Source organism: Sutterella sp. AM11-39 (assembly GCF_003472385.1).
Taxonomy (GTDB): domain Bacteria; phylum Pseudomonadota; class Gammaproteobacteria; order Burkholderiales; family Burkholderiaceae_F; genus Duodenibacillus; species Duodenibacillus intestinigallinarum.
Genome location: NZ_QRLV01000007.1, coordinates 22,129 through 41,582 on the forward strand (window position 1 = coordinate 22,129; position 19,454 = coordinate 41,582).

18 protein-coding genes and 1 tRNA gene are annotated in these 19,454 nt (G+C 54.9%); 12 read left to right on the forward strand and 7 right to left on the reverse strand.

Annotated elements, in window-relative coordinates:
* The first annotated feature begins 175 nt into the window (after positions 1-175).
* Both DW133_RS06865 and DW133_RS06870 read left to right on the forward strand, forming a co-directional pair.
* Positions 176-260 (forward strand) — tRNA-Leu (locus DW133_RS06865).
* A gap of 79 nt (positions 261-339) precedes the next feature.
* Positions 340-1,245, forward strand: a complete 906-nt coding sequence (locus tag DW133_RS06870) for a LysR family transcriptional regulator (RefSeq protein ID WP_118275914.1) — start codon at positions 340-342, stop codon at positions 1,243-1,245.
* 111 nt (positions 1,246-1,356) lie between these two features.
* Here DW133_RS06870 and DW133_RS06875 read toward each other — a convergent pair whose 3' ends face one another.
* Positions 1,357-3,141, reverse strand: a complete 1,785-nt coding sequence (locus DW133_RS06875) for a flavocytochrome c (protein ID WP_118275915.1) — start codon at positions 3,139-3,141, stop codon at positions 1,357-1,359.
* A gap of 373 nt (positions 3,142-3,514) precedes the next feature.
* Between DW133_RS06875 and DW133_RS06880 the strand changes: the two genes are divergently transcribed.
* Complete coding sequence (locus tag DW133_RS06880; RefSeq protein WP_147408894.1) at positions 3,515-3,787, forward strand: hypothetical protein; 273 nt, start codon at positions 3,515-3,517, stop codon at positions 3,785-3,787.
* Positions 3,788-3,923: 136 nt separating this feature from the next.
* Here DW133_RS06880 and phnX read toward each other — a convergent pair whose 3' ends face one another.
* The 5 genes from phnX to DW133_RS06905 form a co-directional block, all read right to left on the reverse strand.
* On the reverse strand, positions 3,924-4,718 hold the full coding sequence (gene phnX, locus DW133_RS06885; protein ID WP_118275917.1) for a phosphonoacetaldehyde hydrolase: 795 nt from the start codon (positions 4,716-4,718) through the stop codon (positions 3,924-3,926).
* On the reverse strand, positions 4,718-5,827 hold the full coding sequence (gene phnW / locus DW133_RS06890; RefSeq protein WP_118275918.1) for a 2-aminoethylphosphonate--pyruvate transaminase: 1,110 nt from the start codon (positions 5,825-5,827) through the stop codon (positions 4,718-4,720). Before phnW ends, phnX begins: the two co-directional genes overlap by 1 nt.
* Before the next feature lie 64 nt (positions 5,828-5,891).
* Complete coding sequence (locus DW133_RS06895) at positions 5,892-6,908, reverse strand: ABC transporter substrate-binding protein (RefSeq protein WP_233542138.1); 1,017 nt, start codon at positions 6,906-6,908, stop codon at positions 5,892-5,894.
* 14 nt (positions 6,909-6,922) lie between these two features.
* Complete coding sequence (locus DW133_RS06900) at positions 6,923-8,656, reverse strand: ABC transporter permease subunit (RefSeq protein ID WP_233542139.1); 1,734 nt, start codon at positions 8,654-8,656, stop codon at positions 6,923-6,925.
* Between the two features lie 17 nt (positions 8,657-8,673).
* Positions 8,674-9,468: an ABC transporter ATP-binding protein gene (locus tag DW133_RS06905; protein WP_118275920.1), complete on the reverse strand. Its 795-nt coding sequence runs from the start codon at positions 9,466-9,468 to the stop codon at positions 8,674-8,676.
* A gap of 192 nt (positions 9,469-9,660) precedes the next feature.
* On the opposite strand from DW133_RS06905, the gene DW133_RS06910 reads away from it, so the two are divergent.
* The 3 genes from DW133_RS06910 to DW133_RS06920 all read left to right on the forward strand — a co-directional run bounded on the left by DW133_RS06910 (position 9,661) and on the right by DW133_RS06920 (position 12,495).
* On the forward strand, positions 9,661-10,512 hold the full coding sequence (locus DW133_RS06910) for an arginase family protein (protein WP_118275921.1): 852 nt from the start codon (positions 9,661-9,663) through the stop codon (positions 10,510-10,512).
* A gap of 18 nt (positions 10,513-10,530) precedes the next feature.
* Positions 10,531-11,373: an NADPH-dependent 7-cyano-7-deazaguanine reductase QueF gene (gene queF / locus DW133_RS06915; RefSeq protein WP_233542140.1), complete on the forward strand. Its 843-nt coding sequence runs from the start codon at positions 10,531-10,533 to the stop codon at positions 11,371-11,373.
* A gap of 66 nt (positions 11,374-11,439) precedes the next feature.
* Positions 11,440-12,495: a low specificity L-threonine aldolase gene (locus DW133_RS06920; protein ID WP_118275922.1), complete on the forward strand. Its 1,056-nt coding sequence runs from the start codon at positions 11,440-11,442 to the stop codon at positions 12,493-12,495.
* Positions 12,496-12,630: 135 nt separating this feature from the next.
* Here DW133_RS06920 and DW133_RS06925 read toward each other — a convergent pair whose 3' ends face one another.
* Positions 12,631-13,479: a PHP domain-containing protein gene (locus DW133_RS06925; RefSeq protein ID WP_118275923.1), complete on the reverse strand. Its 849-nt coding sequence runs from the start codon at positions 13,477-13,479 to the stop codon at positions 12,631-12,633.
* A 117-nt stretch (positions 13,480-13,596) separates the two neighbouring features.
* Here DW133_RS06925 and DW133_RS06930 point away from each other — a divergent pair, with 117 nt between their 5' ends.
* From DW133_RS06930 to DW133_RS06955, 6 genes are all read left to right on the forward strand, one after another.
* A complete protein-coding gene (locus DW133_RS06930; protein WP_118275924.1) occupies positions 13,597-14,121 on the forward strand; it encodes a gamma carbonic anhydrase family protein in 525 nt (174 codons plus the stop codon).
* Between the two features lie 153 nt (positions 14,122-14,274).
* The gene (locus tag DW133_RS06935) at positions 14,275-15,219 is read left to right on the forward strand and encodes an Hsp33 family molecular chaperone HslO (RefSeq protein ID WP_118275925.1); all 945 of its coding nucleotides are present in this window, start codon (positions 14,275-14,277) and stop codon (positions 15,217-15,219) included.
* Positions 15,220-15,325: 106 nt separating this feature from the next.
* Positions 15,326-15,850, forward strand: coding sequence for an LPS assembly lipoprotein LptE (gene lptE / locus DW133_RS06940; RefSeq protein ID WP_118275926.1), 525 nt, complete (start codon positions 15,326-15,328; stop codon positions 15,848-15,850).
* A gap of 29 nt (positions 15,851-15,879) precedes the next feature.
* Positions 15,880-16,890, forward strand: coding sequence for a DNA polymerase III subunit delta (gene holA / locus DW133_RS06945; RefSeq protein WP_118275927.1), 1,011 nt, complete (start codon positions 15,880-15,882; stop codon positions 16,888-16,890).
* 105 nt (positions 16,891-16,995) lie between these two features.
* Positions 16,996-18,270, forward strand: coding sequence for a glutamate-5-semialdehyde dehydrogenase (locus DW133_RS06950; protein WP_118275928.1), 1,275 nt, complete (start codon positions 16,996-16,998; stop codon positions 18,268-18,270).
* 212 nt (positions 18,271-18,482) lie between these two features.
* The gene (locus DW133_RS06955) at positions 18,483-19,448 is read left to right on the forward strand and encodes a sugar phosphate isomerase/epimerase (protein ID WP_118275929.1); all 966 of its coding nucleotides are present in this window, start codon (positions 18,483-18,485) and stop codon (positions 19,446-19,448) included.
* Positions 19,449-19,454: the final 6 nt, after the last annotated feature.

Consider the following 19,454-nt stretch of genomic DNA (forward strand, 5'->3'; position numbering starts at 1 on the left):
ACTCTGACAAGATGATGCCGACTATCTGAACAGACCGATCAGTTGCGGCGCAGAGCCTGTCGGCAAGTCTTTTGAGCAAGCAATTTCTCCTAAAAATTGCTCGCAGAAATTTTTTTCGAAAATCGTTTGACATTTTTATTCTGTTTGGTAATAATTCGCGTCTCAGAAAATTTGTGCCCAAGTGGCGAAATTGGTAGACGCACTGTGTTCAGGTCGCAGCGCCGAGAGGCATGCTGGTTCGAGTCCAGTCTTGGGCACCAAACACAAATTTCTGAAACGCTGCAAAAAAGGACGCTCGCCATTCGGTGATGCGTCTTTTTTTTTCGAAAATTTCCGGTTATGCACATCACACTGCGTCAGCTTGAAATCTTTCTTGGTATCTACGATCAGAAAAGCTTGTCAAAAGCTGCTGCCAAACTCTGTGTGACGACAAGTGCGGCAAGTCAGTCGCTCAAAGAACTCGAGAGAATACTTGGAACAGAACTGTTCGAACGAAAATCCAATGGCTTGTTTCCGACAGATGCTGCCTCTGCTCTCCTCCCTCTGGCCACACTGGTCGTAACTAAAGCCAGCGAAATTGAGGATATTTTCGCAGCCAGAGAAAAAGGGCTGGCAGGGAAGCTGATCATCGGTGCCAACCGCGCCTGCGGCATTTATATCCTCTCCCGAAGGCTCCCGGAATTCAAGCGACGTTATCCGACTGTGGATCCGATTTTGCTGATTGAAGACAATGAAATCGTAGAAGCCGGAGTTCTTGCCAACCGTATGGATATTGGCTTTATCAGTCGTCCCCCCGTGGATCCATCGTTAACCTTTTTCCCGTGTTTCCGTGACGATTTCGTATTGATCGCCAGCCCGAAGAGTCCATACATATCGGTCGAAGCGACAACGGAAGATTTCTGTTTAGCCACCTGGATCATGGATCAGGAAGCAACGGTAAGCGATGCAGCCAAACGATGGCTTTTGGCCCAGGGAATTACCGTTTCCAACATCCTTACTATGAATACGATGGGCGCGATCAAACGAGCGGTTCAAACCGGTCTCGGATTGGCTGTGATGCCGTTGCTGTCCGTTTCGGAAGAAATTCGCCGTGGAGATTTGGTTGAGTTGAGAAAAGAGGTTAATCCGGATCATAAAAAAGAAAGCAGCCGCTGCATCTACGCGATCTACAAACAAGAGCATTTGCCTGCATTGCGAGAGCTTTTCTTCAAGGAATGCAACATTTCTCCGCTGTCAACGCTCTAGTACCCAAAAAAAGAGGTCCTGTCGAACCAACAGAACCTCAAATGTCTGCCTTTTGGCAACAGCAGACCTCCACTGCCAAGAAACAGACGAGATTAGGAGAAGAATGTTTGCTTATTTTGCTTTGAGTGCATAGGCAGCTGCATGTTCGCCGCTACGGCGACCGAAGACGACGGTATCGGCAATAGCATTACCTCCGAGGCGGTTAAAGCCGTGTACGCCTCCCGTCACTTCTCCTGCCGCATACAGCCCCGGAATCGGGCGACTTTGGATGTCCAGCACCTCGCTTTCCGGCGTGATCGCCACCCCACCCATCGTATGATGAATGCCGGGAGCAACAGCTACTGCATAGAAAGGAGCCTTTTCAATACCAAGCGGCATATCGGGACGACCGAATGCTTCGTCTTTTCCTGCCTTGCGGAACTTGTTGTAGTCGCTGGCCGTCTTTTCGAGAGTTTTCGCATCCATGTCACAAATCTTGGCCAGCTCAGCCAGAGTATCAGCTTTCTTGAGCATACCCAGGTGATCATAGCCTTGCACCATCTTTGCAGACTTATAGAGGTTGCTGTCAAAAACCAACCAAGCTCGCTTTTGAGGCTGATGCAAAATTGCGTCGCTTGCGCGGTCACGTGTTGTAAGTTCGTTCACGAAACGCTCACCGTTGATGTTGACCATTACAGCGCCGACTCCGCGAACGGTTTCGCTGATCAAAATACGGCTGTCGAGGCCAACGGTCGGATGAGCCTGAACCCAATCGATATCGGTCATGGAAGCACCGATATTGAGAGCCATGGTAATGCCGTCGCCGGTACTCGTTACATTGTTTGAACTCGTCATGTCCTTGAAGGTCGGACGATAGAAGGCAATCATCTGCTTATTCTGACCGTAACCGCCGGTTGCCAAAACCACCGCTTTCGCTGCAATTTTGTAGTAGCCGGAGTGCTTGCCATGCACAATGGCTCCGGCAATTTTGTAGTCTTTGTCGAGCAAAAGCTTGACGGCACGGGAATTCACCCGGGCGCCAACGCCTTCTTTTGTAGCTTGGGCGCGTAACACATCCACAATGTGCGGCCCGACAGACATACCTCCGTGGGGACGGTGCGTTCGATCAACGGCGGCTCCTCCGGAACGTTTGACGTCCGAAAGATCAGCCCCCATGTCTTCCAACCATTTGACGCCGTCGGCGCTACCTTCAGCAAGAATTTGTACAAGCTTCGGATCGTTTTTGCCACGCCCGCCCTTCATGGTGTCTTTGACATACTGATCAACGGTATCCTTAATGCCTTTCTTAGCCTGTTGAGGCGTCCCGACAGCGTTGTAACCGCCGGCAGCGAGCATTGAATTGCCGCCTGCAAAAGAATGTTTCTCAAGCAAAACCACCTTGGCTCCGGCGCGCTTTGCCGCAATTGCCGCATTTAAGCCGGCCGAACCCGCACCGATCACCAGTACGTCAACCGTTTCGCGAGGAGCAGACTTTTCGGCGGCTGCAACAGCCTCGTCATCAATCGTTGCATCCCACTTGGCTGATTCAGGAGCATCGGAAAATGGCATCTTCAAATCAAATGTGTGACAGTCATTGCAGACGAGCTTGGGTTTTGCGTGTGCGGTATGACAAGCCGTGCAATTAATGGGACTTCTGTCGCTTAAGTGACTTGCATGCGGATCAAAGTGTTTTGTTTTGTCAGCTAATTTTTTATAGTCTCCGTGACAAGCCATGCATTTGTTGTTGAGATCAATTTCGTCGTCCGGAACGTTAGCAGCCGTCACAGCGTTCGTGCCGTGGCAAGCAGTGCATCCTCCCATACCGGCATGAAAAGAAGCCAGGTCTTGGGCAGTTGCCAGTCCTGAGACAGTGGAAAATAAGGCACTGAGCACAATTGCCGTAATTGGTTTGATCATCTCTTTCTCCTTAGATTCGCAATGCTTCCGGGTATTGACGTAGTGTCAGTAAGCAGCAAAGCGGTGGTTTATGTTGTCAGGCAAAGAGTGTAGGGGCAGCGATAGCGCGGCTTTTGACTTGAATCAAACGCAAAGACGTCCGTGTTTCGAAGTTTTGTATCACGGTTAAGTTTTTCTAAACCGGCAAAACTCCAGCAGCTCGAAAAGCTCTCTAATCAATTGTCCCGACGTTAATATGTCAAGAAACCTCAAAAAAATTCTGGATGAGACTTTTTGCGCATTCATGCCATTTCTTCTCATAGTGTGCCATTCGATCGCGCCGATTCGGTTCTCGCACTAGGCTTCTGACTGCCTTCCAACGATTTTGACGGTCATGTGGTTTTCATCTTCTTGTCTTTGCAAAGCAGCTACGGAACTTGTGCTGTTCTTCACCTTGACAGGGATCACTGTACCTGTCAGAGCCGAGGCGGCTATTGCGACGAGCCAAGCAGCGGAGGCCCAAGGAATCGCGACTGCAGACTCGCGCATCCACTATGTCATCGGCATCGGTTCAGCCTTGCTTATCGGCATCATCCTGGGCAACGTGGTCTATTTTTGGCGTCGTGCGGAACGCATCGAAAGAGAACTCGACGAACTCAGGGAGTAGCGCATTGCTCACGCCCGCGAGAAGAACAAAGAAAACGATAACCTATTCGTCTGATCAACCAAAACGATGCCGACACGTCAAAAAGCCCGCATGCCAAGACCGACACACGGGCTTTCGCAAGGTCCTTTGGTGCGAATTAAGCAGCGCTGCGAGCGTTGAGATCCTCAATGAGAGCCGGCAAATCACCGATGCTCTCGATCACATAATCGGCACCGGCGGCATAGAAGCGCTGACGAGCCGATTTGATCTGTTCGGCGCGCTTGGCTTCAGGCAACGCCGCCCAGCTCTGCGCGTCCAGACCGATCATGGAGCTGCCCACACAGACGCCGACGGCAATCACGCCCGCGTTCTTTGCTTCGGCCATGTCGGAGGTCGTATCGCCCACCTTCACAACCTGACGCACGTTTGATAGACCGAGGCCGCGCATATTGGAGAAAATCATGTACGGCCAAGGACGGCCGAAACCGTTGTTGCTGTCGGCCGTTTGAACCATTTCGGGTGCGTAGCCGCCCCTGCGGGCGCCTTCGGTCACCACAGCCATCATTTCCCGGGTAAAGCCGGTGGTCGAACCCACGCGGATCTCGTTTTGACCGAGATACTCCATCGTTTCGAGAATGCCTGGAATCAGATCACAATGTCGATCAAGCACAGCCATCAGGGCCGGTTCAAAGTCGGCATAGATCTTTTCGGCATCGGCGTCGGTTGCCGCGGCACCGTACTTGTCCTGCCAGGCTTGCGCAATACGAGGCATCGCGAGCATCGTCTTGATGTGATCACGTTTCAAAAGCCCCATCGGCGCACGAACTTCCTCGTCCGTCACGTCAATGCCGGCGCGGCGAAATGCTTCCTTAAACGCCGAAACAGGACTCGTGCAACCGAAGTCAACCGTCGTACCCGCCCAATCGAAAATCACGCCCTTGATGCGGTTCATTACATAAACTCCTTGGTGTACTGTGCAAACAATTCAAGAATGCGGTCGGCGTCCGCGTCGTAGATTTCGCCGATGTTGCCGATGCGGAAGGTGTCTCGGTCGGTGAGCTTGCCCGGATAGATCACATAACCCTGTTCCTTGAGCCAATGGTGCATGTGCTTGAAGTCGAGGTTGCGACCTTCCGGATAAAGGAAGGTGGTGATGATCGGCCCCTGGAAGGCTTCGCTGACGAACGGTTCAAAGCCAAGAGCACGCATTCCTTCACGCAACTTGCGGTTTGTAGCTGCATAGCGTTCGCCGCGAACCGTCACTCCGCCCTCTTGCTGCAGTTCCTTGAGCGCCTGCGCAAAAGCGGCCACGACGTGGGTAGGCGACGTAAAGCGCCACTTGCCGTTGTCCTTTTCCATCGTCTTCCACTGGGAGTGCAGATCGAGCGAAATCGTGCGGGCGTTGCCTTTGGTAGCCGTAAGCGCTTCGCGGCGGGCAATGATGAAGGAAAAGCCAGGGACACCCTGGATGCACTTGTTCGCAGAAGAGATCAGAAAATCGATGCCGAGCTCGGCCACGTTCACATCCACGGCGCCGAAGGAGCTCATGGCGTCCACGATAAAGCGCAGGTTGTGGTTCTTCACGACTTCCGAGACACTCACCAGATCGTTGATGAGGCCCGAAGTCGTTTCGTTGTGCACGATGCTGATCGTCGTGATCTCGGGATGTGCGGCAATCACCGCCTCCAGACGGGCAGCGTCGACGCATTCGTTCCAAGCGAAGTCTTCACGCACAAAGGCGATGCCGTAGCGCTCCAGAATCTGGCACATGCGTTCCGAATATGCGCCGTTGACGGGCACGAGCACGCAGTCATTCTTACCGACCACGGAACTGAGAACGCTTTCCACGCCGAACGTACCCGAACCCTGCATCAGTACGGTGGTGTAATCAGTTTCGGAAACGTGGGCAAGCGTGAGGAGTTCACGGCGCACGAACTGGGTCATTTCTTTGTAGTCGTCGTCCCACGTGCATCGATCAACAAGCATTTCCTTACGCACGGACAATGACGTCGTCAGGGGACCCGGGGTCAAAAGTTTGTAGGTATTCGGATCGGCAATCATGACAAAACAAAAAAGAAAACTGCCGACTCCCGTTTGAGAGCCGGCTTATTGAAAATCAACAGAATTATTTGCCGGCGTCCTTGACCATCTTCTGGTGCTTCTGCAGCAGTTCGACGGTCAGCGGCTCTTTATAGAAGCTCGGACGAGCAGGCTTGTTTTCAGCGGAAACCGTTTCACCTTCGTAAAGTGCCACGGGGTAGAACTTCAAGAGTTCGGGGCGGCCGTACTTGACGATGATTTCAACGACCTTTTGAGCGTTCGGATTGGTCTTGGCTCCCTTGTCAACGACTGCGGCAGCTTCCTGCAGCTGAAAGTTGCCCTCTGTCGGATCGATGTAGTCGATCGGCAGTCCGCGTGCCTTGTCGGCCACAGCCTGATGGCGCAAACCGAAGCCGACGGCCGCCTCACCGGCACGCAGCTTCTTCAAAGGACCGGAACCGGACTTTTCAAGATGGGCGCCGGCATTCTTTTCAATCGCCGCCACCGTCTTGGCACCGGCTTCTTCACCCTGCGCAGACATCACAGCCTGCGTCATGAGCCAAGAGGTGGAACTGCCCATGATGTCGGGCACGGAAATGTGGCCGGCATATTCGGGCTTGGCAAGATCGGCGATGGACTTCGGAGCTTCGAGCTTGCTTTGCTTCAAAACTTCGGTATTGACGAAAAGTGCACCCGTGTTGCCCAGAATCGGAGTCCAATAGGACGGAGACGGCTGAATGGTTTTGGCCTTGTTCTGAAGATCTGCAAAAAGCTTTTCCTTTTTCTGGAAGCTGTCGAGGTAGTAGGTCGATAACGTCACCACGTCGGCTTCGATGTTCTTGCCTTCGGCCGCAAGCTTGCCGCCCAGCTCGGACGTGCCGAACGACTGGATAAGATAGGCACCCTTCATGCCATTTTTGTCAAGGGCATTCTTCATTGCCGTCTGAGCTTCTTCATCGGCGTTGGTGTAGATCACAACTTCGGCGGTCTTGGCGGGCGCCGCGGTACTCTTGCCCTTGTCGGCGTCGGTACCGCTGTCGTTGCCGCAGCCAACCATGGCAGCACACAAACAAGCAGCAAAAGTCAGTTTGAAACAGGTCATCGGTTGCATTTCTTTTAAGCTCCGGTGGAAACAGGTGAAAGCGTGGGAGTACGGCTCGAGCTCAGGCGGCGCATGATCGACTGAATCAGACCGCCCTGCGGGTTCTTTCTTGCACGTTCCGCAAGGGCGTCGCAAATGAGCTTGACCGCAACATTGGTAAAGAAAATCAAAAGCGAGAGCACAAAGATTTCTTCGAACTTCTCGAAATACTGGAGTTCCTTGATCTTCGTGGTGATCAGCATGGTGCGGGCGCCCGACAGGAACACGACGGCACTGATGGTCACCATGGAACTCACGAACATGTACTGGAACATCTGCCAGAGCGTAGCGGCGGAATTGGGCACCACGACGCGCATGACGGTCTTGAGCCAACTGTCGCCCATCAAGGCGCCGGTGGTTTCCCAACCGGCGTTCATCTTGCTCAGAGCCGAAGTGGCCATCAGGTAGGGCGACGTGAAGAAGTGCACCAGGTTGACGAGCACCAGAATGGCAAACGTGTTGGCCAGCATCGTGCCGCTCATGGCAAAGAGAAAGCCGATACCGAGCACCATGCCGGGCACGGTGTTGGTGAGCATGGCAAAGCTGTCCATCGTCGTCCGGCACCAGCCCTTAAGCTGAGAGCGTGCATTGACCATTGCTGCGGCGTAACACAGCAACGTGCCGGTCACGGCACTTGCTAGGGCCACTCCGACCGAATTGCCGTAGACCTCCCAGACGACACTGTCGGAGAGAATGCGGGAGATCACGTCAAGCGTAAAAACAGGCTTATAGGGCCACTGCTCAACGAAAGGCACCACGAACATCACGGCAAAGACCGAAAGCAGTACGGCGGCGATAATCACGTAGTAGCCGGCAAAAAGCGCATCGCGCACGCGGTTGCGGGCAGGCGGCTGATAATTGATGCGGTTGTATCGGAAGTTGAATCGCTCGACGTACTTCAAAAGCATCACGGAAGCAATCGAAGGAACGAGCATCGCCATGGCGATCACGGCACCGCGGCCGAAGTCAGGCACGGCACCCATCATCGTGGTGTAGAGCTCGGTGGCAATGACGTCGTATTGACCGGCGATTGATACCGGAATACCGAAGTCAGTGAAAGACAAGAAAAAGCTGAGAATGAAGGCCGAGCACAACGCACCTACCACCGGACGCAACGCCGAAATGTAGAAGGTGCGCCAGGGACTGTCGCCCATCAGGCGGCTCACCGTAATCGTGTTGCGGTCAATGTAGTGGAAGGCGTTGGAAAGGATCAGGAATGCGGGCGGAAGCGTGTAGATTACGTCAGCGATCAACAGCCCCCAGAAACCGTAGATCGAAAACGGCAGCACGCCGAAGATTTGGCTCACCAGCCCCAGACGTCCGAAGGAATAGATCACCGCAAAGCCGTAGGTGATCGAAGGCAGAAAAAGCGGTAAAAGAATGACGATCTGAAAGACCTTCTTGGCCCAAGGGTTGAGTCGCGTGAAATGCAGACCGTAGGCACAGCCGAAGGCAAGCACAGCAGCGATAACCGCCGACAAGCCCGACACGGCAAAGCTGTTGGAAAGCGCATTCCAGAAGCGCGGTTCCGAAAGAAGCGAGGTGTAGTTCGCAAGCGTCAGGCTGCCGTTGCCGTCCAAGATCGACTGAAACAAAACGCAGCCGAGCGGATAGAGCAACACAGCCGAGAGCGTGAGCACCACCAGGGCAAACACGATCTTGAGTTCGCGGCGCTCGCGCCCGAAGAGTTTATCCGTAAGAGTGGTCATGACAGTCATCCCGCAACTTAAGCCAGAGCACCAGATTCGGCTTTGAGCGTTGCGGCGTTCTTAGGGTTTGGGCCGCTGAACAGCTTCAGGATGTTGGTGCGCTTGACCATCAACTGGGAAATGATGAAGTCATTGACGAAATCGTCTGCGGGCTTGTTGATGATCGTCATCGGATCGGCAAACTGCGCGATGCGTCCGTTGTTGATGATGAGCACGCGGTCCGAGAGCGTGAGCGCCTCTTCCGGGTCATGCGTCACAATGAGCGTCGTGAGCTCAAACTGACGGGCGATCATGCGGATTCGTTCTTTAATGGACTCCTTGATGAGACCGTCCAAAGCCGAGAGCGGTTCGTCGAGCAGCAGAATGCGAGGCTTGAGAACCAACGTACGGGCAATGGCCACGCGCTGCTTCTGACCGCCGGAAAGTTCGTCGATGCGCTGGTGCAGATGCTTTCTCAATCCCAGAAGATCAATCAGTTCATTGACTTCCTCGGGAGTGGATGCGGAAGGGTTGTTGCGAAGACCGTAGACGATGTTGTCGTGAGCGTTCAAGTTCGGGAACAGCGCAAAGTCCTGGAACACGATGTTGAAGCCGCGCTTTTGCATCGGCACATTTGTGAGGTCCTCGCCGTCGAACATAATTTTGCCCGAGGTCGCTTGCGTCAGGCCGAGAATCAGATTCAGAAGCGTCGTTTTGCCGCAGCCCGACGGACCGAGGATGGAGACAATTTCACCTTTGCGAATGGAGAGCGAAATGTCCGAAAGGATGGTTCGATTTCCGTAGCTCTTGTTGATGTGTTTGAGGGTGAGCATTTCTTAGCGTCTTGAAATTGAATTCTGGGCAGACGCCATTTTGAGAGCTGCTTGTATCGAAGCCGTGACAGTTCTGTGACGAGTCTTTGTCTGTTTTATGACGCTTTTATGACAAGATGCATCCATTGAGCAAATCCTCTCCTGCCTATAATCCGACTGACCACTCGACTGATTTTTTGCTCCTGCAAATTTATGAAAACCATTCGTCTGCTTTATCCGGACTGGCTCAGCGGCGGGCTTGAGACTTACTACTTCGGCGCCAACCTGCTGCAGCACATTCTTCCTGCCAATCCGAATCAACCGCTGGTCAAAGTTGACATTCCGACTCCGGACGGTCGTCAGCGCAAAGTTCAAGACGGCATCGCCGGAAAAGACGAAGTGCTCGCCGGCATTCGAGCCGCACAAGCCGCCATTGAAAACGAAGCCCCGCAGCGGATCATCACGATCGGCGGCAATTGTTTGGTATCCCAGGCACCATTCGATTATCTGCACGGGCTTTATCCCAACAGCGGCATTCTGTGGCTTGATGCTCATCCGGACGTTTCCATGCCCGAGGACGGTTATCCCAATGCACACGCCATGGTCTTGGGGGCATTGCTCGGAGCCGGTGAACCGTCAATGGCGGGACTCATGAAAAACCCCGCGTTCAAGCCCGATGAGCTACTTTATGTCGGTCTTCAGGGACTGCACGACTATCAAGCCAAGTTCCTGGACAACTTAGGCGTCAACTACAAAGTGCAGACAGAAAACTTCGTTTCTGACGACGACATCAGAGCGTTTGTGCAAAAGTTCGATCATGTCCTCGTGCATCTGGATATCGACGTACTTGATCCTCAGTACTTCCACTCCACCTATTTCGCTAATCCGAATCTTGTCGGAGACGGTTCAGGAGGCGGACGCATGACAATGGATCAACTTGCTTCAATCCTGCATCTTGTTGCCGCTAACTCAGAAATTGCAGGCTTAACGATTGCCGAATACCTTCCGTTTGACGAAGAGCGTCTGCACAAGCTTTTCGGCTCATTGAAGCTTTTCACTGATTAATTTTTTTAGAGGACTTCCATGTCGGTTTTGATGCCCGAACCCAAGAACACGCTGCTTGGTAAGGACACTGTTTACAGCGATCGCTACAACCCGGACTTGCTTCAGCCGATTCCGCGCGCACTCGGGCGCGATGCCATCGGCGACCATGATTTCCGCGGCACGGACATCTGGCGCCTCTATGAGCTCTCTTGGCTCAATGAACAGGGCATCCCGCAGACGGCCGTGGGTGAACTTCTGGTACCGGCCAGCACGCATTCCATTGTGGAGTCGAAGTCTTTGAAGCTTTACGCGGGCTCCTTTGCCATGACCAAGATGAGCGGCAAAGATGAAGTGGCTCACCGCATGGCCGAAGACCTGTCGTCCCGTCTGGGGGAACAAGTCGAAGTACGTCTTTACGATGTAACCGCCTATCCCGGTGCCGTGCGTGCGATGCCGGGCATCAATCTTGACACCCTGACGCTGTCTGAAGGCGATATCGTGAACGCGTATGAAACCGAGCCGGCCTATCTGAAGTTTGACGAAAATCGCTCGGAGACGGCTACCGAAACGTTTTCGACCTCCGTTTTCCGCTCTCTCTGCCCGGTCACGGGGCAACCCGATCTGGCAAGCATTCTGATTTCCTACACAGGTAAGGCGATTGATCAGGCCGGCCTCTTGAAATATCTCGTTTCTTACCGCTGCCACCGCGGGTTCCACGAGCAGTGCGTCGAACAGATCTTTCACGACTTGCGCGCAACCTTTGCGCCGGAAATGCTTGAGGTGTACGCCTGCTTTACCCGACGCGGCGGCATTGACATCAATCCGTTCCGGTCATCGATGCGTGACACTCCTGACGAGATCATTCGAGAGATGCGTCAGTAGATTTTCGAACAGTTGACGACAGATCGCGACAATTAAAAGCAATTTCTCTTATTGAGGCTGCAAATCATGGCTACTCCCTATCAATTTCAATGCGACTACATCGCCGGTTGCACGCCGCAGATCATGGACGCTTTGCTTCGCCACAATCTCACCGAAGTGCCCGGCTACTGCGAAGACATGTTCTGCAAGGAAGCCGAAGCGAAAATCCGCGAAGCCTGCAAGTGTCCTGACGCCGGCGTATTCTTCTTTGCGGGCGGTACGATTTGTAACCTCTCCTTGATTTCTGCCGTTCTGCGGCCCTGGCAGGGTGTTCTGGCGGCACCGAGCGGCCACATTGCCGCACACGAAACGGGAGCCATCGAAGCCACCGGCCACAAGGTGCTTGAAATTGACGCTGTCGACGGCAAGCTGACGGCCGAAGCTGTCAAGAAGGCGCTTGTTTCCTACCGCACCAACGCCGAACGCATCTTCTACGTGGAACCCGGGCTCGTCTACATTTCCAACCCGACGGAATTGGGGACTCTTTACAGCCTCGCGGAACTCGAAGAACTCTCCAAGGTCTGCCGCGAAGAAGGACTCTTTCTTTATGTCGACGGCGCGCGTCTTGCCTATGCGCTTGCTGCAGGCGACATCAAACTTGAAGACTACGCACGTCTCACCGACGCCTTCTGCATCGGCGGCACCAAGTGCGGTGCGCTGGGCTGCGAAGCCTTGGTTATCACGGATCAGAAGCTTGCGAGCGACTTCCTCTCGGCTCAGCGCCAGCGCGGAGCGCTTCTGTCCAAAGGTCGTCTTGCGGGATTGAGTTTCTCGACTTTCTTTACCGATGATCTTTACGGGAAGATCGGCAAGCGAGCTATTGAGCAAGCCATGATGCTCAAGACTGCATTTGTGCGTGCGGGCATTGAGCTCTACATCGACTCGCCCACCAATCAGCAGTTTGTGCTACTGAACGATGCTGCAATTGAACATCTCAAAGGGAAATTCATCTGGGAAGACTGCGGCAAACACAGCGACGGCCGTACAATCGCACGCTTCTGCACGGCGTGGTCGACAACGGATGAAGCACTGCAGGCGCTGCTTGATGCGCTCGGCGAGATGGCTTCGGAAGCAAAGGTCTAGGAAATCTCTAGGCATGTCCGGACGGAAGGTGATCGAGAACGGATGCCTTCCGCTTTTCTTCTATATTCTTCTAATCTTCTAAAAATCGTAGAAGATTAGAGGAAAAATCCGACAAGCAAAGAACTTTGGAGCAACTCAGACCGACTCCAAACCCAGCATCTTCATCACGGTCGGCAGTCCCGAAGGCAGTTCGCCCTGCGCTCCGGGAACCGGCCGAGTCCCCGCTTCACTGTGAAAATCACTGCCGGTACTGATGGCCAATCCGTAAAAACGGGCAAACTGAAGCGCCTTCTCGGTAAACGACGGACTTTGCGAGCCGCTCACGACCTCAATGCCATCACCGCCGCATTCGGCAAAGCCTTCGACTAAAGCATCAAGCTGCCAGTCGGCAGAGAAGCTGTAACGACCGGGGTGAGCCAACACGGCAATACCGCGCGCCTTGTGGATGAGCTCGACGGCGTCGGCCACCGATCCCCAAGGAGCGGCCACATACGCGAGCTTTCCTTCGCCGAGGTATTTGTCGAAGGCTTCCTGCTGATTCTTGACGATGCCGCGCTTCATGAGCGCCTTGGCAAAGTGCAGACGCGAGAGATTGCTTTCGCGGGCCGAAAAAGTCATGGCCTCTTCGAACATCCCCTCAATACCGAGTTCTGCAAAGCGTTCTGCCATCAAAACGGCACGGCGATCTCGCTCAGAACACATCGTCGTTGTGACAGCGAGCAACTCTTCGTCGTGCGGATTGATGCCAAGCCCCACAACATGAATGTTTTTGCCGGCGTAGATCGTCGAGATTTCAATGCCGGTGACAAAAGTAAGGCCCTCAAGCTGCGCGGTACGCTGCGCAAGATCAACACCGGCCACCGTGTCGTGATCGGTCAGAGCCATCGTGCGAACGCCGCACTCGCGCGCAAACCGTACCAGCGCGTCCGGCGCCAAACTGCCGTCGCTGGCTGTTGAGTGCATGTGCAAATCAAGCGTTCCCACCGAGCCTCCTTCTTTCGTCTATCGCGGTTACAAAGATCACTGCCGTGTCGATCACGCTTTGGTGTCGGTACAATCCAAAACCCAAGCAACATTATGACGTTTAGCAGTCGTACGATTATGGCTCGATTCTCCTTCGAAAACCACGTCCCTCAGGTATCTTTTTCAGCCTGGACCGCAGAATCCTCCCAAGTGATCGGTCGCGTCGAACTCAAAGACAACAGCAGCATCTGGCCGGGAGCTGTATTGCGCGGAGATTTGGAGTCCATCACGGTGGGAGTCGGCAGCAACGTGCAGGACAATGCCGTCATTCATACGGAAAAAGGCTTTCCCTGCGTCGTTGAGGACAACGTCACCGTCGGACACGCCGCCGTTTTGCACGGCTGCACCGTCAAAAGCGGCGCCCTGATCGGCATGGGCGCGATTGTGCTCAACGGTGCCGTTGTGGGTGAAAACGCCATTGTCGGCGCTGGCAGTCTCGTTGCCGAAGGCAAAACCGTGGCGCCCGGCACGCTCGTCGTGGGCACTCCCGCCCGTTTCGTGCGCAACCTCACCGAAGAGGAAATCCGCACGATGCACCGCAACACGGCGCATTACGTCGAAGAAGCCCGCCGCTTTGAAGCAGGACTGCGTCGCATCGACTGAAAAAAAATTCGCGTGGCAAAGGCTTGAAATCAAGCATTTTTGCCCTCATTTATAGGCAAATGAGGTTGCTCTATCGAGCGGCCTATCCGACCTGTTTTTTGTGTCCGTCGCCGTTGGCATTTAGTCGGGCGACCATGACGAATCTGAAAATTTATGGCTGATTCTCTCGTTAAGCTCCTTTTTCCCAATCAAAACTGCCACGTGCAGAGCGTTCGCCTGACGGACAGCTGGCAACAGATGAAGGCTTCGCTCGAAGCCCCGGCCCCCGTGCTGCGCATGCTGGGCGAACTTGCCGCTGCCGCCGCTCTGATGGCTTCAGGCCTGAAGTTTGAAGGCGCACTGGTACTGCAAATCGTGGGCGACGGCCCCGTAAAGCTCGCTCTCGTTGAAGTGCGTTCCGGCTTGAAGATCCGCGCCACCGTGCAGATGCGCGCCGGCATGGAAGTTCCCCCCAACGCCACGTTCAAGGACATGGTCAACGCCAACGGCAAGGGCCGCTGCGCGGCAATTCTCGACCTTGCCGATCGCCGCCCCAACGAAGATCCCTATCAGGGGGTGGTGCCTCTGACCGGCAACACCGTCGCAGAAACACTCGAGGGTTTCATGACGATGTCCGAGCAGCTGCCTACGCGCATGTGGCTGTCGGCCGACGACAAGGCCGCCGGCGGCATCATCATGCAGCGCCTGCCCGCCCACGGCGGCAAGGCGGCCGAAGGCACGACCGAGGACACCGTGGAAGAAGGTTTCCGTGAAGTGCAGACCTTCGCACAGACCGTCACCCCCTCGGAACTTCTCGAAATCGAACCGATGGAACTGTGCCGGCGTCTTTTCTGGGAACTCAATCCCAGCGTGCTCGATGAGCTCACCCCCACCTTCTCCTGCCGCTGCTCGCGAGAAAACATCACGCGAATGATCCGCTCGTTCGGCGAAAAGGAAGCGCGCGAAATCATCGCCGAACAGGGTACGCTCAAGGTGCGCTGCGAATTCTGCGGGTCGCTCTATCTGTTCGACTCCAAAGACATTGACGCGATCTTCAGCGATCATCCCGTCAAACAGACCTCGGCTGACATTTCAACCACGAGCAAAGGTTCGGCCTGATTTTTGACTCGGAGCCATCGCACGCTCCGTATAATGAACTTCTGCCTGCAGGCGGGCGTCGTCCTGAAAGCCCGCCTTCGGTTTTTCCAACATTTTCGGTACTTCTATGTTTCGAACCACCAGTCGCCGTACGCTGATCGCTGCAGCGGCGCTCGCCATGACGGGCTGCGGCTTTCGTCTGCGCGGCCGCTTCTCGCTTCCGTTTGAGACGCTCTACATCAGCTATAACCTCAACACCCCGCTGGGCTCTCAGCTTTCGCGCCAGCTCAAGGCGGGTTCCGATGTCCGACTGGTGAATTCGCCTTCGGAAGCGCAGGCCATTCTCTACGTGCTCGGCGAACGCCGCTCCCGCAACGTAGTTGCCTACAACGCATACGGCGATGCGCGTGAGTACGAGTTGAAACTCGAAGTGAGTTTCCGACTGTCCGCTCCCGACGGCGCACAGTACCTGCCCGACACCGTGATTGCGGCCGTGCGTGAAATCTCCTACAACGAGGAGGACTACCTCACTCGCGATGCCGAAGAAGCGCTGGTGATCAACGAGATGCTCTCCGACATCGTCGTTCAGATGGTGCGCCGCATCGAAAAGGCTCAGCCGCCCAAGCAACCTGAAGATCTCACCACCCGCTAACCGTTTTTTCTGACACTCGGGCAAATCCGATGCGCTTTTCCGACCTGGAGTCCTATCTTGCGCAAACCCCTCTGGCACCTCTGTGGGTGATCACGGGCGAAGAGCCGCTTCTGATGCTGGAAGCGGCCGATCTGTTGCGCGCCAAGGCTCGGGAGGAAGGCGCAACGGAACGCGAGGTGCTCAACGCCTCTGCCATCTGGGACTGGTCGAAGCTTCCCGAAAGCTGCACGGCCATGAGTCTGTTCGGTGACAAGAAAATTGTGGAGCTGCGTCTGGCAAGCCCCCGCCCCGGCGTTAAGGGAACGCAGGCGCTCACCGACATTGCTTCGATGCCTTTGGACGGCGTGACGCTTGTCGTCACCATTCCCTACGACTGGAGCCTGAAAAAAGCAGCCTGGTACAAGGCGCTCACCGCCAACGCCGAAGTTGTCGAATGCAACAGCGTTTCGGCTCGAGAACTCCCCTCCTGGTTTGCTGCGCGTCTGGCCAAGAAAAACCTCAAGGCCGAACCCGCCGCCCTCAAGATCCTGTCGGATCGCTGTGAGGGAAACCTTCTTGCCGCAGCGCAGGAAGTCTTAAAGCTCGCCTATCTTTTCCCCGAAGGCTCCGTCATCACGGAAGAGGCAGTCACGGACTCCGTGCGCGATGTAGCCCGCTTTGACGTAGAAAACCTTCTCGAAGCGATGTTTGCGGGCGACGCCGCCAAGTCGCTTCGCATCGTTGAAAACCTCAACGCAGCAGGTGAATCCATCCCCTCCTTCATGTGGATGATCACCGAAGAGCTGCGCATGACGCTGAAATTCCGCGCAGCGATCGACAACGGGTCGGATCGCAACTCTGCGCTGCGTCAAGCCGGTGTTTGGGGTGACCGCTCGGCTCGCATCACGCGCGCAGCGGGACGCCTCAACACCCGCAAATTGTCGAGTGCGTTACTGCTTTGCGCAGACATCGACAAGATCAGCAAGGGTCTGACCGTCCCCAACCGCGACACCGATCCCTGGATTGAAATTGCTGCGCTGGCCGCTTTCGTGGCTTCCTAACCGTTCTCATTCCAACCGCCTTTTGCCGGTCTCTTCCCGCTCCGTCAAGTCTTGAGCCGCTACAATCCAAGAACACGCTTTCGCGTTCTACTGTAGGGTTACAGCATGACGACTTCCGTTTCCAAATTGATGATTGAAGCCGGGCAAAAGGCTCGTGCCGCCTCGCGCCGCATGGCCGCCGCCTCGACTGCCGACAAGAACAAGGTCCTTCTTCGTCTGGCCGAACTGTTGGAGGCTAAGAAAGAGGACATTTTTGCAGCCAACGAACAGGATCTCGTCAAGGCAAAGGAAAACGGACTGAAAGAATCGTTCGTGGACCGCCTGCGCGTCACGGAAAAAGTTCTGGGGCTGATGGCTGAAGGTGCCCGACAGACTGCGGCCCTTCCCGACCCCGTCGGTGAAATTTCCGAGATGCGCCGTCGCCCCTCGGGCATTCAGGTCGGACGCATGCGAGTGCCGCTTGGCGTTCTCGGAATCATCTATGAGTCGCGTCCAAACGTGACGGTGGACGCGGCCTGTCTTGCCGTCAAATCCGGCAACGCCTGCATTCTGCGCGGCGGCTCGGAGGCGTTTGAAACAAATCGCATTCTGGGTGAACTGGTGCAACAAGCTCTGACTGAAACCGGCTTACCGACTGAGGCCGTGCAGATCGCTCCCACTACTGATCGCGATTTCGTGGGCGAAATGATTCGGGCCAACAAATACGTCGACGTGATTATTCCGCGCGGCGGCAAAGGACTGATTGCGCGTCTTGCGGCAGAAGCCACCGTGCCGATGATTCACCATCTTGACGGCATCTGCCACACTTACGTCGACAAGGACGCTGTCATTGACATGGCTGTTTCCGTCACCGACAACGCCAAGACGCAGCGTTATTCGCCTTGCAACGCCACGGAAACGCTTCTGGTCCACGAAGCCGTTGCAGACGTATTTCTGCCTCGCATCGGGAAAATCTTTGCGGAGAAAAACGTGGAGATGCGCTGCGACGCCAAGTCAAAGGCCGTTCTGGAAGCCTCGGGGCTGTCCTGCGTCGACGCTGATCCGTCGGATTGGGATACCGAGTACAACGCGCCGATCATTTCGATTGCGGTGGTAAAGAGCCTTGATGAGGCCATCGCCTTTATCGAAGAGCATTCGTCCAAACACACGGACGCCATCATCACCAATAATCTGCAAGCTTCTCAACGCTTCCTGCGTGAAGTGGATTCCGGCAGCGTCATGGTGAACTGCTCGACGCGTTTTGCCGATGGCTTTGAATATGGGCTCGGAGCGGAGATCGGCATCAGTACGGGAAAATTGCATGCCCGTGGACCGGTGGGGCTTGAGGGTTTGACGAGCCTGAAGTATGTGGTGATCGGCAACGGAGAAGGACGACAATGAGACGCAGACCAGCCAACATCATTTGAGACCATCACTTACGAGGTGCACGGCTGGTCAGGGTTTTCGTCACCTCCTTTAGGAGGTGACCAAAGTTCCTAATCTTTGGTACGTAGTCGGCAGAACAATCGAGTTGTAGCATCACCTGAAAGAACCACAAAGATCAGGTTCGATGTCATCACGGTCGAGGTGTACGACCGGAAAAGGAGAAAAAAATGTTGCAACGTCGAGATTTGTTCAAAGGCTTATGTGCAACGGCAGTCGCTCCCGTGCTTGGTTCCGCAGCAACTCAAGCAATCGCGATGCCCCGACAGGATAAATGGTCTCTGTCGGCTATCCATCTGACTGCTCTTGATCTTCCTCCCGAAAAGTTGGCCGTAGAAGCCCATAAAGCCGGATACGACGCCATCGGCATTCGTATCAATCCGATTTCCAAGGGGTCCGTATCCTATCCCTACAAGGCTGGCAGCAAGGAGCTTCGTTCCTTCAAGAGCCTTTTGGCCGATCTCGGTATGCGCGTCAACGGTGTGGACGGTTTTGCCTTAAACAGCAACACTGACCCCACTCAATTTGCCGGTATTTTTGAAACGTGCGGCGAACTGGGCATCAAATCGCTGTGCATCTGCGGCGATGCTCCGGACAAGCCCAAATTTGCAGCTATGTTTGCCAAGATGTGCGAAATGGCCAAACCTTACGGCTTCCGCATTGACCTTGAATTCATGGCGTGGCGTACCATCGGCACGCTGGAACAGGCCTATGAACTCGTCAAGATGGCCGGTTGCTCCAACGGTACCATCGCCGTTGACTCCCTGCATCTGTACCGTTCCGGTGGTACCGCTGCCGATCTCGACAAGATCCCGGCTCGCTATCTGGGGGACATTCATCTGTGCGACGCGGTCAAGAATCCACCGATCGACCGCAAGCTCATTGCTCAGGTTCGTGCCGGCAAAGCCAATCTCGACAGTACCTCCGGTACGCCGAAGGGATTCGAAGGACTGGTCAACGAAGCCCGCCTCGGTCGTCTGCTTCCAGGCGACGGCGAATTGCCTCTGGTCGACTTTATGCAACATATGCCCAAGTCCTGCGCTATCGGTGTTGAAGTCCCCGTCCCGGGCCTGGCTCCGGAAACGGTTCTCAAGCTCTCCTATGAGCATTCGATCCGCGTGCTCAATAAGCTCTAAAGAGCC